Raw genomic sequence first — 16183 nt, 5'->3', positions numbered from 1 at the left:
CGGAACCCGGGGACCACGGCCCAGAGGTGGCGCACCATACCTAGGATGGTCGGATGTGAGTACCCATGCCGCGGCCGAGCCCTCCGCCGGCCTCCCCCGCTCCCCCCGGTTCGCCAACCCCTTCGCCCCGGGACGGCTGCGCGACCTGGGCGATTCGATCCCGCCGACGTGGATGGTGCTGATCGGCATCGTCTCGGTCCAGGCGGGGGCGGGGATCGCCAAGAACCTGTTCGGGGTGCTGCCGCCGAGCGCGGTGGTGTGGCTGCGACTGCTCACCTCGGCGGCGCTGCTGCTGGTGCTGGCCCGGCCCGCGCTGCGCGGGCGCACGTGGGCGGACTGGGCGGTGGTGGCGGGCTTCGGCGCGTCGCTGGCGCTGATGAACTTCTCGATCTACCAGGCGATCGCGCGCATCCCGATGGGCATCGCGGTGACGATCGAGTTCCTGGGGCCCTTGGCGGTGGCGGTCGCCGGGTCGCGGCGGAAGACCGATGTGGTGTGGGTCGGGCTGGCGGCCGTCGGGGTGGTGCTCCTCGGCCGCGATGACGGCTCGGGCACGGTCACCCTAGCCGGGGTGCTGTTCGCGCTGCTGGCGGCGGTGGGCTGGGCGGGCTACATCCTGCTGAGCGCGGCCACCGGGCGCCGCTTCTCGGGCACGTCCGGCTTGGCGATCGCGAGCCTGGTGGGCGTGATCCTCGTGGCCCCGGCCGGCATCGCCGAAGGCGGCACGGCCCTCCTCGACCCCAAGCTGCTGCTGTTCGGCCTGCTGGTCGGAGTGCTCTCCTCCGTAGTGCCCTACACCCTGGAGATGCAGGCCCTGCGAAAGATGCCCCCGAGAGTCTTCGGAATCCTGATGAGCCTGGAACCGGCCGCAGCAGCCCTGATCGGCCTGGCGCTGCTCGGGGAGATGCTGACGGTGTGGCAGTGGGCGGCCGTTCTGTGCGTGGTGGCCGCCAGCGCGGGGGCGACCCGATCCCAGCAGCGCAGAGAACAGCGCAAACAGCGCGAGCAGACCACCGAGGCTACAGAAGGTCCCGAGTAACCCCACCTGACGGCGACAACGCAGCCATCACCCAAGGGAAGGCGCCGGAGGTCCCAGCCGACGAGGCCCCAGCGCTCCGCCCCGCACATGCTGTCCCCTCGCCCAAGGCCCCGAGCCTGATGGCCGTTGCGAGCTCAGGCCGCCCCATCCCTCTGCGAAGAACTTAACCTGCGGAACCTGGAACACCAGGAGGATGACAAGAACCCCTGACCGCAGGAAGACGGATCCCGCGCTCCACTCCGGAGCCTCACTCCCAGATCGCACATGCCCCATCACACGGCGAGCGTCGTCGACCATGCGTCCGTGCGTCGGATATTTGAGCAATTACCCCAGGAGCACTCCACCGTAGTGAAGCGGATCGATCTCACGGACATCGACCAACTTCACCTCCCGCACACCGCAGTGGACTCATTCCACTCCGCCGGTGATGCTGTACACGGTGCCGGCCACCAGCACGCTCAGGACGTACGCCGCGAGAGTGAAGCGCCAAGGGAACCACACGTGTTTGTGCGGCACACCGGCGGTCTTATCCGGACAAGCAGAACTGACCGCCTCCTCCAGCCGGCGCCTGGATTTCGTATTGGTCGGCTGCCCGGCCAGGAACCCGATAGGAGAATTCGCCATGATCACCATGCCCACCCGCCCGCCCCCTCTGACATCGATGTACATATCGTGCACAGGCCCAAGGGCTTTCACGTAGGCAAACGGAATCACGTGCTTGACGAAGAAATTGGTGACCACGATCCCGTTGAGCGTCACAACCACGCGGGAAAATACTCCGATCAGCATGCAAAGAACCAGGTAAGCAACCCCGATCAGAGGTACGAGCAGCAGCTCCAAAAGCACATTCTCAGTATTTTTCATTCTCGAGGTGACCCAAGTGAACGCAATGTATTCACTCGTCCCGCACGCCAGCGCGAACGTCGCAGTATACCAGTTACGCAGGACCACCCCCTTTCGCCTGCAAGGAGAGAGCGCAGAACATTTCCGTTTTCGAAACATCATGAATACACGACCATTCGAACACGCCCGGTCACGCGGACTGCCGCACGCCGACACACGCATGGAGCCCAGGGCGGTGCACCCGCACCTACTTTCTCCAGAACCCTACGTCCTTGAAGCTCCGCTCACCCATCTCGAAACTGAGTAAGGGAGCGACCTCGTCTAATTCCCCACCCTTCCTGACACACCCCTTTCTAAATAGCGCCACTTTGTGCTTGACCTTCTCACCGGTCGTCGACTCCAACTCGACTTCCTGAAAGCCGCCGTTCTGATATTCAGGCCCGGAGGCCGGAACGACGAACCTGGGCCGGACACCTCCCGCATCGGAACCACTCTCTCCTTCCAGACGGAAAAAGCAGTGGCAAATTCTCGGTTCATGCGGAACCCGTTCCCCTGTACACCACACCCCAGAAACAGGAGCGAAGGACGCCCATTACCATGAACCCCGCACCGATGAGCAGGGACTCGGCCAATCCCCATTCACGGAAATGACCGACCACCACGCTCCCCCAGGAACATGCCGACGAAGGGGACGGTCGGCTTCCACAACAGTGTCCGCATACTGCAGGGATCGATGATGAATTCCGCTCTTCTTTCCTCGTTCACCTCCACCTCGTCGGCGTTCACCCGTCGAGCCCCGCGATCAGACCGATCACCGATCCGGGACGTACCTACACACACCAGCCCAGCTCCCCCGCGAATTCCACCTGGATCATCGGCTCACATTCCACCGAGCAACCCCCACCACACCCTCACGGCGCCACGTACACAGCGAGCGCCAGGTAAGACCCCGAGATGAAAACGTACGAGCAGGCGAAGAGGCCGAGGCTCAGGTCGACTGAAACGCGCCTCTCCATTCCAGCCTTCAAAGTTTCCTTTCGATGCTTCCTCGTATATTCATCGACAGCGATGGCACACCGAATATTCGTCCTGTTTCCAAACAGATCCCCGACCAGCGATGACGTGAGCGGCATGCACCACAATACATCATTGTTTTTCAGGTGGATTTCCACACCACCATCCGCGATCGCCCGATCTACCATGTAGGCGGGCACCGAATCCCTTTTCAGAAATTTTCGGACGGTGACCCGCCCATCATGGAGTTCAATGCGAGACAGCCACCCCATTTTGAAACTCCACCACCCCACCGCAACAACCCCGGGAGGAGTAGCTTCCCTTCCAGACTCCAATTGAGCATGCTCTTTCCATCCACTGCGGCAGCGAGCGCGAACGGCCCGTACAGCAGGAGAGCAGCTAGCAGGAAAAGATGGCGGAGGACGGGTTGCCTGCAACCTGACGAACCACTTTCAGTTCCTCACACATTCCCCCTCCGCAGAGGGTGTTCACCGAGACCTCAGAACGGGGAGCGTGCGAGGGAGGATCCAAGAGGCGAACGGTTCTACGACTGGGCCCCCGGGGCCACCGCCGACCTGCACCACCGCCGCCTGCCGACACGCCGGGGCCCAAATCACCCGGACGACCTGGCAATCTTTCTGTCCTCCTCACCAGAGCCGGTCGCCCTCGCACGTCTGGCGGGCCATGCCGGGTCCCACTCCTGGCTGCTGATACCCCACTCTTCGCGGCATCCCAAACTGCCGACCCCTGCCGCTGCTCGGGGCGATGCCGACGGCATGGACGTGGGCCGCCGTCCTGTGCGTAGTAGCTGACAACGCAGGAACACCGGTCCCAGCAGAAAAGGGAACGAGAGGCTTCCTCCCCCTCCTGGCCTCCGCCGGACAGCCCACGGGCGGACAGCGAAAAGCACAGGAAGAGCGAAACTTCAGCCGACAAGGACAAGGTTCGCTCTACAGCACCACAACGATGCCCAGCGCAGCCCCTGGAAGCGCATAAACCAGCATCACCCATCTCGATGCCATCGAAAACGCCTTTCCCCATTGCCCCGCAATATCACTCCTCGCCCACTCGATCTGCCAGAACATGGACAAGCCGATTGCCGTGTATCCCCCCCACCAAACCGCAAGCGGACAGCAGCTCCGCGACACTCGAAAAGCCCGCCCAGGCGGCCCCTTCCGCGGAAAAATGGAAGAGAATAAAGAAGATGACAGCATAAACGAAAGCCATTCCGCTCCCCGCCTTCAGAATACCGGGGAATTCTTTCTTTTTCAGTCCGCCTTCCCACACGGCACTCTTCGCTCGAGCGATCTCCCACAGCGGCTTTCTCACCAGCGGACAGATCACACCAAAGAACCACTCGAACACGTTCTCAGGCCTCAGTCGGGCCGGAGTCCAGCGCCCCCCACCTGATCATTCGCCACCTCGTCACCTCCCCTCTCCCTGACGGATACACTCCACACCCTCCCTGAACTCACCGGGATAATTGTCGACTGCCCTTCATAGGGCGGATATTCGAACAGCTTTCCCAAGAGAGATTCACCGCCAGCCCAGGAGCCACCCGGCCCCGGCAGGAGGGAGGGAAGGCGGCGATCCCGGCCCCGATGGGCAGGTGTCCGGTTCCGGGCGGGTCGTCGAGCCGATGCCACCATGATGGCGATCAGTCGGTGGAACGAGGCTGCGTGACATCCCTGGCAGGAGGGCCAATCACCAAGATGACCAGCCCACCGGGGACCCCACGAGCTTCATGCGCGACCGGCGGGCACCACATAACAAGGGGCCCTTGGATTGAACGCTTCAGACGTCAGGACGGCAGGGATCCGAACTGAACAGCCCCGATATCCATCTTGGAAAGCACACCCTGGTACACGTGGACATCATCGACGCCACCGTTCCACGCGCCTTCGTCGCTGTCTTCGAAGACTCCACCGATGACGAACGGAGTCTCTGCGTGAACGGAACGCTCGAGCTCCACCGCCCCGCGTTCCACGCCGTCGACGTAGATCATCAACTCACCGCGGGCGTAGTCGTACACGCCGGCGACGTGCTCCCAGTCCCCTTGGAGCGGCGCCCCTTCGGAGTAGGCCGTCGTCACCGTGTCTCCATCTTGGATGGAGACCACCCATCGCATACGCCCGTCGACCGGAGCCATGCCCAGGCGCATTCCTGTACCAGACGCGTCGCGTTGCGACACCACTGACGCGGCGTTCCCTGTGTCGTCGGGTCGCGCCCAGGCCGCCACGCTGAAACTGCGGTCGGTCCTGACCACGGGCTCGCCGACGGTGATCCGCTCGACACCGCTGAAGGCGGCGGCATCGCTGAACGTGCCGTCGTTCATCTCGCCGCCCCACACAGGGTCGGGGTCGCCGTCCAGCAACCCATCAAGGCCGCGGTCAGAGGAATCGGCCGCCACGCTGCCTTCGGTCTCGTCCAGCATCCATCTGCCCTGAAGAGACGGGTCACTCGCCAGAGTGTAAGGATCCCCCCGGTCGTCCGTCCCGTCGTCGTAGACCCTGCGATCCCAGATGCGAAGGTCATCGACCGCACCCGACCATGCGCCGGCCGTCTGGTCCCCGGCCCCCTGCGCCCCGACGACGAGCGGGCCCTGGGCAGCCGCCGCACTGGGCAGACTCCCGGCGTCCGCTTGCTCGACACCGTCCACGTACAGTGCCGCCGTCCCCTCGGACTGGTCCACTGTCCCGAGCAGATGCGTCCAGACGCCTTCCTGGGCCGGCTCGGTCGAGATCACCTGAATGCTGTCGAGGCTTCCGGACGCGTTGCGCACCGGAACCTCCATCACCCAGTTGTCCAGTCCCGAGGACGACCGGTAGCCGAGCTCGAAGGCGTTGCCGGGCTCCCCCTGGGCGACCGCCTTACGGTCCCTGTCCTTGCCGTCCAGACGCGCCCACACCGACACGGAAAAGTCCTGCTCCGTGTCGATGACGGGCTCCCGTGTCATGAGCGGTTCCCCGTGCCCGTCGAACCGGACCGCCGCCCCCTCAAGGCGCTGGCGCTCGCCCACACGGCCACGCGTCCAGGTCAGGGGCTCCTCTCTTTCGAGAGTCGCCCCGCTGTCCAGGGTGTCCGCCGCCGAGGCCCCCTCGCTCTCGTTGAACTCGAAGAGGGCGAACGGATGCGAGAGAGGGGCGACCATGAAGGTGTACACGGTTTCGCATTGAGAGGACCGGCCCTGACTATCGACGGTGCGCGCCTTGATGGTGTGCGGTCCGTCATTGGTCGGCGTGAACTCGAGCGTGGCGTCACCGCCCTGGACCGATGGTTCGAGCTCGGTCGTGCAGGCCCCCGTGTTGATGCCGTAGTAGTAGGCGGCCGCGTCCTCGACGCCGTTGGCGGAGAAGGTGAAGGATCCCGTGTCACCGATCGTTCCGCCCGCCACATGCCCCTCCGGGTAGTCGCTGGACGTCACTTCGGGTCCGCGCTCAGGGCCGGAGTCCCCGTCGTCCGCGACGGCCGGCGCGTGGCCGGCGGGGAGCACGATGCTCACGAGCGCTGTGGCGGCAGATACGGCGATCATTCGCCCTGCCAAACCTGACATGTTCACCACCTTGCACATCCTTCTTCCAGGAACAGCAGATTCCAGGGACACGACTCCCCGCCGAACGCCTTCACCCGAAGACACGGGATCGTTCAGGCGGAGCCCCCTGCCTTCCAGGAGAGAAGCCGATCGGGGGCGACGGCCGGAGCGGCCGACGGCGACGCGGACGGCGCGAGGCCCAACGCGGCGGCACCCGCGGGTCTTCCGGACGGCGTTCGGACACACCTGTTCCAGGTCGGGGGATGCGCCCACCCGGAGCGGGTGTGGTGGACGGCATGTCATGCGCCGTCGAAATTAGGCAGGTCGCCTCAGAACGCGCAACCCATGACCGAGGTCACACAAGAAACTTTCCTGGCGGATCAAGGGCGCCGTGTACTGCGAACCTGAGACTTCCCTCAGGCTCCTCCCAGGGTTCTCAAGCCCCCCGTGACCACCCCCGGCCACAAACGAGATCAGCCCGTGATTCCCGTTATGTCCGCTTGACCTTGATCGCCTACCGTCCGGTAGGTCTTGGCGATCATCTGCATAACCGCAGGTCAACCGCAGTTCTGCTCGGTCGCCAGGCCACAGATGACACGTCGGAGCGCCCCCACTCCGCCTCTGGAAGGACAGCCGTATGGGCGTGCAGACGCGTATCAGGAGAGCCGGGGCGCGGCTTCTCCCCTCCTCCGTCCGGGAACGCCGCGCGGAGGAGCGGCGCCGCGAACGCGCGGCCGCCGAGGAGCGCAAGCGCGCCGAACGCATCGCCCGCAAGCGCCAGGCCCTGCTGGACTCCGACGACCGTCTGGGCACCTTCAGCGGCCCTGACGGCGACGGCCTGATCGGGCTGGCCACCGACTCCTTCACCTCGCGCCAGGCCTCCGCCGACAACCTCCGCCTGGTCACCGAGGCGGCCGTGCGCGCGGACGTGGACTACTTCCTGGTGCCCGGCCGCTCCCGGACCCGGCACGTGGTGGGCCTGCGCCGCGCCGACAAGAAGGCGTTCCTGGACGCCATGCGCGAGCTGTACCGCCAGGCCCCGGTCTACGCGGCCAAGCCCGCCTCGGGCGGCGCCCTGGAGGCCGGCCCCGCCCTCTACGCGGAGGGCGCCCTCCCCGAGGAGGTCAAGAAGTCCGCGGTCATCCGGTTCGGCCGCTACCTCCTCGGCCCCGCCGGGCAGCTCCTCGCCGGCCTGGAGCACGGGTGCGACGTGGAGTTCTGGCGCGACGGAGAGAAGCTCTTGGCCGACCCCGCCTTCGAGGAGAAGTGCGCACGCCTGCGGGTCCAGGCCCCCGAGGATGTCCTCTTCCGCTCGTGGGTGGCGCCGCGCCGAAACAAGGTCGCCGACGTGCTCCCCGCCGACCAGCGCGTACCGGCCACGGTGCCCGTCGCCGGCCGTCCCCACCCCACCTTCGAGCCCTTCACCCGCCCCCGGGTCGACCAGGTCGACTTCCCCATCGACGCCGTCTACACCTGGGTCGACGGGGACGACCCGGACCTGGCGGCCAAACGCGCGCACCACCGGGGAGAGGCATCGGAGGTCACCGCCCACGGAGCCGGCGCCTCCCGGTACACCAGCCGCGACGAGCTCAAGTACTCGCTGCGCTCCCTGCACGCCTACGCGCCGTTCATCCGGCACGTCTACATCGTCACCGACGGACAGACACCGGACTGGCTGGACACCTCGGCGGGCGGGGTCACCGTGGTCGACCACCGCGACATCTTCACCGACCCCGACGCGCTCCCGGTGTTCAACTCCCACGCCATCGAGACCCAGCTGCACCACATCACCGGGCTCAGCGAGCGCTACCTCTACCTCAACGACGACTTCTTCCTGGGCCGACCGGCCGCCGCCGAGGACTTCTTCTACGCGAACGGGATCGCGAAGGTACCGTTCTCCCCCTTCCAGTTCGGCTTTGGGGAACCGCACCCTGACGAGCCGGCTCCCAATTCGGCGGGCAAGAACGTGCGTGCGCTCATGGAGGCCGAGCACGGCCGGTTCATCACCCACAAGTTCAAGCACGCGCCCCAGCCGCAGATCCGCCAGGTGATGAACGAGCTGGAGAAGACGTTCGCCGCATCGGTACAGGCGACGGCCGCCTCCCGCTTCCGCTCGACGGGCGACATCGCGATGACCGCGACCCTGCACCACCACCACGCACTGCTCACCGGGCGGGCCGTCCCCGGGCGGTACCGTCTGCGGTATGTGGACCTGTCGGCGCCGGACGCGCCGGACCGCCTGAACGAGCTGCGCACCGAGCGCGCGCACGACTTCTTCTGCCTGAACGACGTCGACACCCCGCCCGAGCGCCAGGAGGAGGTCGGCCGCATGGTGCGCGGGTTCCTGGAGAAGTACTTCCCGTTCCCGTCCCCCTGGGAGAAGAGCGGGGAGTAGCAGAGGCGGGGCCGATGCGCTCCGCGGGCGCATGGCGCCACGGCGGGACGGCCTCGCGGATGCGCACCGGTTTTCGGCACGGGACCGAAGCCCACGAGCGCTGAGGGGACTCAGACGGAGTCGGCCGCCTCTGCGTACTGCCGGCATCGGCCGGTGAAGACCTCGGCGAGTTCGGCGTCGATGACCGATGCCGACAGCTCTGCCGCGCGCGTGTCCCCGCCGGAGAGGTCGCGGTACACCTGCACCGCGAGGCCCTCGGCGACGGCGGTCAGCCGGACGGCGGCCGGCCACGGGTCGAGGTGCGGCTCGACCTCGCCGCACTCCTTGCCGTTGTGCACGCTGCGGGCGATGTCCTCGCGCAGGCGGCAGGCGGTCTCCAGGTCGACCTCGGCGAGGGCGGGGGCGTCGAGGGCGCGGCCGGCGAAGGCCCGGGAGACCCGGTGCTCGGTGCGGCGCTCCTCGTCCAGCGGGAGGAACTCGGCCATCACCGCGGCCATGACCTGCGCGATGGGCCGACGGTGCTCGGTCCCCGCCCGGATGTGCTCCTCGGCGCGTTCCCGGATGCGCGCGCTGACCGTGCGGAAGGCGTGCAGCAGCATGTCGTCCTTGGTCCGGAAGTAGTGCTGCACCAGGCCGACGGACATCCCCGCGGTCGCGGCCGTGCGGGCCACGGTCACGGCGTCGAGGCCGTGGTCGGCGATGAGGGCGCAGACGGCGTCGGCGATCTGGCGTCGGCGCTGTTCGTGGTCGGCGGTTCGCGGCACTTGATTACCGTACCAGCATACGGTAAAAACCATATACACATACGGTTATTCGGACTCCCCTGAGGAGGANGGGCCGCCGCGAGCACGGCGGTGCTCCTGTCCGTCCTGCTGCCCTGCGCCCCGATCGCTCCCGCATGGGCGGACGCCGGGGCCGGGAGCCACGCCCGGCTCGACGCCTACATCCGCGACCGGATGGAGGCCACCGGAACCCCCGGACTCGCCTACGCCGTGGTCGCCCCGGAGGGGACCGTCCACCAGCGGGCCTGGGGCACCGACGGGCGGGGCGACCCGGTCACCGCCCGAACCCCGTTCCTGTGGGGGTCGGTGGCCAAACCGATCGCCGCGACGTCGGTGATGGCCCTGGTCGAGGAGGGGGTGCTGGGCCTGGACGACCGGGTCGTCGACCACCTCCCGGATTTCCGGTTCGGCGGACCGGAGCACGCGCCGCAGGTGACCGTGCGCCACCTGCTGCACCAGACCGCCGGCATCCCCGCATCCGCCGTCGGCGCGGTCGACTGCCTCGACGCCGACTGCCCGCCCCCGGCCGCGCGCATCGGCACGCTGGACGCTGTGGACCCGCTCGGACCTCCCGGCACCGAGTACGCCTATTCCAGCACCAACTACCTGGTGCTGGCGGCGGTGATGGAATCGGCCACCGGCCGCTCCTATGCCGAGCACGTCCGGGCGACCGTGTTCGAACCTGCGGGGATGGACGGCGCCATCGCCGACCGGGCCTCGGCCCGCACGCGCGGACTGGCGCCGGGGCACCAACCGCTGTGGGGGGTGCCGGCCCCGGTCGCCGACGGTGTGGACGACGGCGGCGCGGTCTACGGGTACACCGGGGGCGACCTCGGTGACCTGGCGGCCTTCGCCGCCTTCCAGCTCCGAGGGGCGCAGACCGCCGACGGGGAGGCGGTCCTCACCTCCGAGTCGGTGCACCTGATGCGCGAGGAGGGGCGCCTCCGGCCGGACGGAGGCGGGTCCGGCTACGGGATGGGCTGGAGGGTCGGCGGACTCGACGCGCCGTTGGACGACGCGGTCTGGCACACCGGGGCATCCCCCGGCTACTCCGGCATGCTGTTCCTCCTGCCGGAGCAGGACCGTGCCCTGGTGGTGCAGCAGAACCTTTACGCGCTTCTCCAGGACCGGTCGGTCATGCAGGTCGGATTCGGGGCGGCCCGGATCCTCGCCGGGGCGGAGCCCTCCGTCGACGCCGGCTCGGCCCCGCTCCACCGTGCCGTGGTGTGGTGCTCCACTGCGCTGGCCGTGCTCATGGTCGTCGCGGCCGTGCGGTCGCTCGTTCTGCTCCGCCGTCCCGCCGGGACCGCGTCCGCGTGGCGGCGCGCGGTCCCGGCCGCCCTGGTGGCTCTGGCGGGAGCGCTGCCCGGTGCCGCGGTGGCCGCCGTCGTCGCGACCGTCGGCGCGGCGATCCCGCTGGTGTGGGTTCCCGATGCATGGATCGCTCTGCTGGTCGCGACCGCCGCGGGGGCCGTGACGGTGGTCGCGGTGATCGCCGGGGCCGCCCGGCCCCGGTGGCGGGCGGCTGAGCGGGCGGAGCCGGCCCGGGTCCCGGTGGAGACGGGCGAGCGGTGACGGTCGGCGCCCCGGGCCGCCCGCCCCTGCCAGGGCGCGGGCGGGCGGCCCTAAGGCGTCGCCGTCAGATCGGCCGGTCGGTGACCTGCTTGCCGCCGGCGTCCTTGGTGATGCTGAAGCGGTCGATGACCTCGCCCTCGCGGGTCTTGGAGACGTAGTCCAGGCGCGCCCCGTCGACCTCGACGACCTGGTAGGTCTGCGTCTCCCCGCGCTGCACCCGCGCCTCGGCGCCGTTGTCGGTCCAATTGGCGTCGGTGACGCCGTACATCTTGGGCCCGGTCACCGCCACGACGTAGACGGGCCCCGTCTGCACGTCGGGGTCGTCGGTGCGGTTGGCGACCATGTTGCCGCGGCCGTAGCTGTGGTCGTGCCCCTGGAGCACCAGGTCGACGTCGTACTCCTCGAAGACGTCCAGCCACATGTCCCGCAACTTCCCGTTGTCGCGGCCGGGGGTGTTGGAGAAGACCGGGTGGTGGAAGGTGACCACGGTCCAGGGGTTGGGGTTGTCCTCCAGCACACCGCGCAGCCAGGCGGCCTGGTCCTCCAGCCAGTCCTTGGTGTCGAACCAGGGGGCGTTGCGGTAGTTGGCGTTGAGCACGACGAACCGCACGCCCTGGTGGTCGGTGTAGTAGACGGTGTCCTCGAGGTCGTCGTCATCGGGCCCGTTGCCGGCGCCGGGGAACTGCAGCGGCCAGTGGTCGGTCACGCTCCACCCGGAGTACTCGTGGTTGCCCGGGGCGGCCACCTGGTTCATGGTGCCGGTGGCCTCCTGGCCGAAGGCGCCGAACCACTCGCCCCATTCGTCGTCGCTGCCGCCGGAGTTGACCAGGTCGCCGGCGTGGACGGCCAGGTGGGCGTCGGGGGCGTCGGCCAGGGCGGCCTCGACGGTGGGGGCGGCGCCGCTGGTGATGTCGTTCTGCACGTCGCCGAAGTAGAGGAAGCGGAACGGGTCGTGCTCTTCGGCCGCGGTGGTGAAAGTGAGCCAGTCGCCGAAGGAGGAGCCGTCGGCCGAGCCGACCCGGTAGCGGTAGCCGGTGCCGGGCTGGAGGGCGTCGACGGTGGCGCGGAAGTGCACGCCTTCGGTGCTGCCGGTGCGCTCGCCCTCGACGCGGCGGACCTGCCCGGGGTCGGACTCGGGGGCGATCTCCAGGACGGGGGCGTAGTCCTCGGCGGAGCGCCAGGTGACGGTCTGGGAGGTGGACTGGTCGGCAGTGGGCGTCAGGGTCGTGCGCTCGGGGGCGGAGGCGGCCTGGACCGGGGAGGCGGCGGCGAGCGCGAGCGTCAGGGCGGTCGTCACTGCGGCCCCGCGCCGGGCGCCGGCGCGGGACAGGGGGGATAGGGCCATGTCTCCTCATCCACACGGGGGCGATGCGGTCCTACGTGACGGTAAGGAGGGCGGGGTAATCCCGGATGAACGGGTGGAGGACGGGACGGTTCACTCGGCCGACGCCCGCCGGACCCGCCAGGTCGGGGGCGGTGCGGCGGAATCGCCGTCCTTCCCGGTCCGGCCCGGCGGCCGTCGCGGCGCGCCGAACGCCCCCTGGGGCCCTCGTTGGTGCAGGCGTAGGCACGACGGTCCCCCGCCCCAGCCGACGCATGTAAAAAAATCTGGACATCGTGTCAAAGGTGTTTTACATTGACGGTGTTCCCTCCACCACTGAACGAGGAGCCCCGTGAACACCTCTGCCCCTCCCGCCCGAACCCTGCGCGCCCCGTCCCTCACGGCCGGCGCCGCATTGATCCTCATGGCCGTCCTCGGCGTCTTCGGCAGCGTCGTGGTGGTGCAGGGGCTGGTCACCCCCGGCGACGCGGTCCGCACCGCCACCGATATCGCCGCAGCGCAGACCCTGTTCCGCTCTGGCGTTGCGGCCCTGATCGCCGTGGCGGTGCTCGACGTGGTCGTGGCGGCGGCCCTGTACTCCGTCTTCGAGAACGTGAACCGGGCGGTGGCGACCGCGGCCGCGTGGTTCAGAGTCGCTTACGCCGCTGTTCTGATGGCGGCGACCGGACACCTCGCGCTGGTGGTGGACCGGCTCGACGAACCCGAGGCGGTGCTGGCGGCGACCGAGGTGTTCGACTCCGTGTGGGGGCTGGCACTCGGCGTCTTCGGGGTCCACCTGCTCATCATCGGGTGGCTCGCCGTCAAGGCGGACTTCATCCACGCGGCCTTCGGAGTGCTCCTGGTCGTGGCCGGTCTGGGATACCTCGCCGACAGCCTGGGAGCGGTCCTGTTCAGCGGCTACGCGTTCCAGGCGGCGGTGTTGACCTTCGTCGGCGAGATCGCCCTCATCGTCTGGCTGCTCGCGAGGGGCACCCGCGTCGTCCTGCCCGTCCGCGTTCACTCCTGTTCGGGATAGGCGAACACGTCGTCGACCGTCGCACCGAAGACCCGGGCGATCTGAAAGGCCGTCTCCAGGGAGGGCGAGTAGCGCCCCTGCTCGATCGCGATGATCGTCTGGCGGGTCACCTCGACGCGGTCCGCCAGCTCGGCCTGGGTCATCCGGCCGTTGGCGAACCGCAGCTCCCGAATCCGGTTGGTCACCTTGGTCGGCCTGGCCACGGCTACAGCCCCCGCCGGTAGAACACGAGTTTCGCGGCCGAGGACACGGCCGCCGAAAGCACATAGGCGAGGTAGGCGGCGTGGGCGATCCAGAAGTACGCGGCTTCGAGCATCGCCAGGGCGAGGGGTGCGATCATCGCCGCGCCCAGCACGATGAAGCCGACGCGCTCCCCCCGGCGGTCGATCTCGGCATCGCGCTCGTCACGGCGGTCCCGCCCCTTGCGCGGCGGCCGGACGAAGAACATGTTCGCGACGAGTCCGGCACCGATCGCGACCAGCAACGGAGCCTGGAATTCGCCTTCGACCGAGCGGGCCAGGCCCGGCCCGGCCAGGACGGCGGCGACATAGAGCGAGGGGACCAAGAGGGCCGTCACGAGGTAGGCCCACGTGCGCCGCTCCCCGTAGGGCATGGCCGCCTCCCGACTCTTCTCCCCGCCGACCGGAGGCGCCACGAAAGCACAAAGCACCCGAAATGTCAAGGATCTTTGACATTGACGCGCCGAGGCCGCTGGCGCCTGGGAGGCCGACACCTCCCGGACCCACCAGGCCGGGAGGAGAGGGTCGGCCTGCTCACCCGCGGACGTATTCCTGGAGCAGGACGACGAGCACGCTGCAGACCACGGCCAGGGGGATCAGCAGCACCGCGGAGGCGATCACTCCGACGGCCCCGCCGACGCAGAACGCCGCCCACGTCCGGGATATGCGGTCGAACACCGCACGGGCGCAGTACACCGCCGCGAGCGCGGTCACCGAGCCGCCCGCCGCAGCTCCCGGGAGGTTGAAGAAGAGGAGGGGCAACGAGGCGAGCAGCGACACGGTCGCCAGGCCCACCGAGAGCACGGTCTCGGCGACGAGGCGGCATGGAGAGCACGGGTCGACCAGGCTCCGCAGCCATGCGGTCGGGAACGCCACCAGGGCGAAGCCGAAGAGCGCCTCGGGAATCCCGGGGTGCAGGATGAGGCTCGGGTCCCCCGCGCCCCCTGCCATGGCGGCACTGGCCGCCGCGCACGCCAGCGCCGTCATGACCAGGCTGTCGCGCTGCGCCGACCGCGCCCACCAGCGGGGGGAGACGGCTCCGAGGAGGACGGCCACCACCGGCGCCATCACCGCCCCCCAGACCAGAGGAGGCGGGGAGTCAGGAGGCATGGGTCGTGGGCCGGGATCAGCCGTCGAGCAGCATGGCGATCGGTACGGCCACGGAGCAGACGACGGCCAGGACCCCGGTCGCGAAGCAGAACCCGCCTCCCCAGTACCGGTGCACCGCCTGGCTGAAGCGCCCACCCCGCGGAAAGGTGTCGAAGAGGGTCATGATCTCCATGTAGCGGTCGAAGCGAAAGAAGATGAAGCGCCCGACCGCCATGAGGAGGAGGCCCAACAAGAAACCGACGACGAACTCCATCTCACCTTCCGCGGCAACTCGATGACGTGGGCGGCCGCCCGGACGTGCCTGACCATGTTCCCGGCGGCGGGGAGACACCTTCTCACCCGTCCGCCCGCACCGGCGACGGCGGGGTGGGACGCCACCCGCCTTGCGCTGCACCGCCGGTCCGGGGCCAGGGCTTGCGGGTCAGGCCGCAGTACCGGGCGGCGCGGTCCGAGGGGCCCACGATGCCCTCTGGGGCGCCGATCGGTGCAGGCGACCACGCCCCGATCCGGCGGCTCCAGGCCGCCGGCACCGGCCACCGCCCCAGAGGGCGCCCGAAACCGGGGGCCGCCCACCACCAGGGGCGGAAGGGCCGGGGACGGACAGACCGTGGGCGGTCCGCGCCCCTCATGCGGAGGGACGGAGACCATCGGGCCGGGGGCTAATCGGCCACCTTCGCGGAGACGTCTCGGGCGAAGTCCGCCGCGACGTCGCACGGGGCACCGCCCAGCACCCCGTCCGCCTCGAAGGAGGCGAGGACGGCCGCGTGGCCGTCCTGCAACGACCACCCGACCTCGCAGTCGCCGGGGGTGAACTCGGACGCGGACTCGACGTGGACCGTCCCGTCGGGAAGGCCGGACAGGTCGACCGCGTCCTCCGGGTCCGCGCGCTCGGGGAACATCCTGAACGGCGACGACCCGTACGCCAGGGTCAGCGAAAAGCCGCCGTCCGTGTACGCGGCCGACCCCCATTCGCAGGTCTTCACGCTGGTCGTCTCCTCCGTGTGGCCGCCCGGTGTACCGGTGTCCACGAGCTGGTAGGAGCCGATGAGGTCGTTGTCGATCACATCGCACGGATCGGCGCCGGCGCCGATGCCCGGGGCGGGAGCGGCGGCGGAGGCGGACGACGCTTCGGGCGAGGGGGCGGCGGTGGACTCCGGCGACTCCAGGACGGACGCCGCCGACCAGGCGATGGCGGCCCCGGCGGCCAGTGCAAGGGCACCCGCGCCGGCCAGTGCGGCGGTGCGCCGCCGGCGCGCGTTCCCGAGCCCGCGGCCGCTCGGACCGCCGGGGCCGTCGC

Annotated in this window: 15 protein-coding genes; 4 read left to right on the top strand and 11 right to left on the bottom strand. The window is 69.0% G+C overall.

Translation table 11 applies throughout. The features are described from left to right. Positions 1-55 precede the first annotated feature (55 nt). The gene (locus tag D450_RS0126480; RefSeq protein WP_017541642.1) at positions 56-1039 is read left to right on the top strand and encodes an EamA family transporter; all 984 of its coding nucleotides are present in this window, start codon (positions 56-58) and stop codon (positions 1037-1039) included. A gap of 408 nt (positions 1040-1447) precedes the next feature. On the opposite strand, the gene D450_RS0126475 is transcribed toward D450_RS0126480, so the two are convergent. The 4 genes from D450_RS0126475 to D450_RS0126460 form a co-directional block, all read right to left on the bottom strand. Next, on the bottom strand, positions 1448-1879 hold the full coding sequence (locus D450_RS0126475) for a hypothetical protein (protein WP_152520926.1): 432 nt from the start codon (positions 1877-1879) through the stop codon (positions 1448-1450). Positions 1880-2793: 914 nt separating this feature from the next. Beyond that, positions 2794-3231, bottom strand: a complete 438-nt coding sequence (locus D450_RS33545; protein WP_152520925.1) for a hypothetical protein — start codon at positions 3229-3231, stop codon at positions 2794-2796. Positions 3232-3949: 718 nt separating this feature from the next. Beyond that, a complete protein-coding gene (locus D450_RS33540) occupies positions 3950-4261 on the bottom strand; it encodes a hypothetical protein (protein ID WP_152520924.1) in 312 nt (103 codons plus the stop codon). A 436-nt stretch (positions 4262-4697) separates the two neighbouring features. Then, positions 4698-6449 (bottom strand): LamG domain-containing protein, encoded by a 1752-nt coding sequence (locus tag D450_RS0126460; RefSeq protein ID WP_241483289.1) that lies wholly within the window; start codon positions 6447-6449, stop codon positions 4698-4700. 616 nt (positions 6450-7065) lie between these two features. Between D450_RS0126460 and D450_RS0126455 the strand changes: the two genes are divergently transcribed. Further along, positions 7066-8823 (top strand): stealth family protein, encoded by a 1758-nt coding sequence (locus D450_RS0126455; RefSeq protein WP_017541637.1) that lies wholly within the window; start codon positions 7066-7068, stop codon positions 8821-8823. A gap of 110 nt (positions 8824-8933) precedes the next feature. Here the strand turns inward: D450_RS0126455 and D450_RS0126450 are convergent, their stop codons facing one another. After that, positions 8934-9587: a TetR/AcrR family transcriptional regulator gene (locus tag D450_RS0126450; protein WP_017541636.1), complete on the bottom strand. Its 654-nt coding sequence runs from the start codon at positions 9585-9587 to the stop codon at positions 8934-8936. 90 nt (positions 9588-9677) lie between these two features. Here D450_RS0126450 and D450_RS0126445 point away from each other — a divergent pair, with 90 nt between their 5' ends. Beyond that, entirely contained in the window at positions 9678-11180 is a 1503-nt protein-coding gene (locus D450_RS0126445) for a serine hydrolase domain-containing protein (protein ID WP_017541635.1), read from the top strand. Positions 11181-11244: 64 nt separating this feature from the next. Here D450_RS0126445 and D450_RS0126440 read toward each other — a convergent pair whose 3' ends face one another. After that, positions 11245-12525, bottom strand: a complete 1281-nt coding sequence (locus D450_RS0126440) for a purple acid phosphatase family protein (RefSeq protein WP_017541634.1) — start codon at positions 12523-12525, stop codon at positions 11245-11247. Between the two features lie 328 nt (positions 12526-12853). Here D450_RS0126440 and D450_RS0126435 point away from each other — a divergent pair, with 328 nt between their 5' ends. Then, positions 12854-13537 carry a DUF4386 domain-containing protein gene (locus D450_RS0126435; RefSeq protein WP_017541633.1) on the top strand — a complete coding sequence of 228 codons (684 nt, stop codon included), beginning with the start codon at positions 12854-12856 and terminating at the stop codon, positions 13535-13537. Here the strand turns inward: D450_RS0126435 and D450_RS0126430 are convergent. From D450_RS0126430 to D450_RS31415, 5 genes are all read right to left on the bottom strand, one after another. Beyond that, on the bottom strand, positions 13519-13740 hold the full coding sequence (locus tag D450_RS0126430) for a helix-turn-helix domain-containing protein (RefSeq protein WP_017541632.1): 222 nt from the start codon (positions 13738-13740) through the stop codon (positions 13519-13521). The genes D450_RS0126435 and D450_RS0126430 overlap by 19 nt on opposite strands. A 2-nt stretch (positions 13741-13742) precedes the next feature. Continuing rightward, positions 13743-14150 (bottom strand): hypothetical protein, encoded by a 408-nt coding sequence (locus tag D450_RS0126425; protein ID WP_017541631.1) that lies wholly within the window; start codon positions 14148-14150, stop codon positions 13743-13745. A gap of 160 nt (positions 14151-14310) precedes the next feature. Next, on the bottom strand, positions 14311-14886 hold the full coding sequence (locus D450_RS0126420) for a hypothetical protein (protein ID WP_152520923.1): 576 nt from the start codon (positions 14884-14886) through the stop codon (positions 14311-14313). Between the two features lie 16 nt (positions 14887-14902). Beyond that, positions 14903-15139, bottom strand: coding sequence for a hypothetical protein (locus D450_RS0126415; RefSeq protein WP_017541629.1), 237 nt, complete (start codon positions 15137-15139; stop codon positions 14903-14905). Positions 15140-15545: 406 nt separating this feature from the next. Then, the coding region (locus tag D450_RS31415) for a DUF3558 family protein (RefSeq protein ID WP_039821035.1) at positions 15546-16183 on the bottom strand (638 nt) is incomplete at its 5' end.

Origin of the sequence: Nocardiopsis halophila DSM 44494 (genome assembly GCF_000341245.1) — a bacterium.
GTDB classification, from domain to species: domain Bacteria; phylum Actinomycetota; class Actinomycetes; order Streptosporangiales; family Streptosporangiaceae; genus Nocardiopsis_A; species Nocardiopsis_A halophila.
The sequence above is the reverse complement of the archived record's forward strand: the minus strand, read 5'-3'. Positions and strand labels throughout refer to the sequence as shown.

Excerpts from the sequence above, each read along its gene's own strand:
- D450_RS0126440 (WP_017541634.1), bottom strand. The coding sequence starts at position 12,525 with ATGGCCCTATCCCCCCTGTCCCGCGCCGGCGCCCGGCGCGGGGCCGCA.
- D450_RS0126420 (WP_152520923.1), bottom strand. The coding sequence starts at position 14,886 with ATGCCTCCTGACTCCCCGCCTCCTCTGGTCTGGGGGGCGGTGATGGCG.
- D450_RS0126455 (WP_017541637.1), top strand. The coding sequence starts at position 7,066 with ATGGGCGTGCAGACGCGTATCAGGAGAGCCGGGGCGCGGCTTCTCCCC.
- D450_RS0126415 (WP_017541629.1), bottom strand. The coding sequence starts at position 15,139 with ATGGAGTTCGTCGTCGGTTTCTTGTTGGGCCTCCTCCTCATGGCGGTC.
- D450_RS0126460 (WP_241483289.1), bottom strand. The coding sequence starts at position 6,449 with ATGTCAGGTTTGGCAGGGCGAATGATCGCCGTATCTGCCGCCACAGCG.
- D450_RS0126425 (WP_017541631.1), bottom strand. The coding sequence starts at position 14,150 with ATGCCCTACGGGGAGCGGCGCACGTGGGCCTACCTCGTGACGGCCCTC.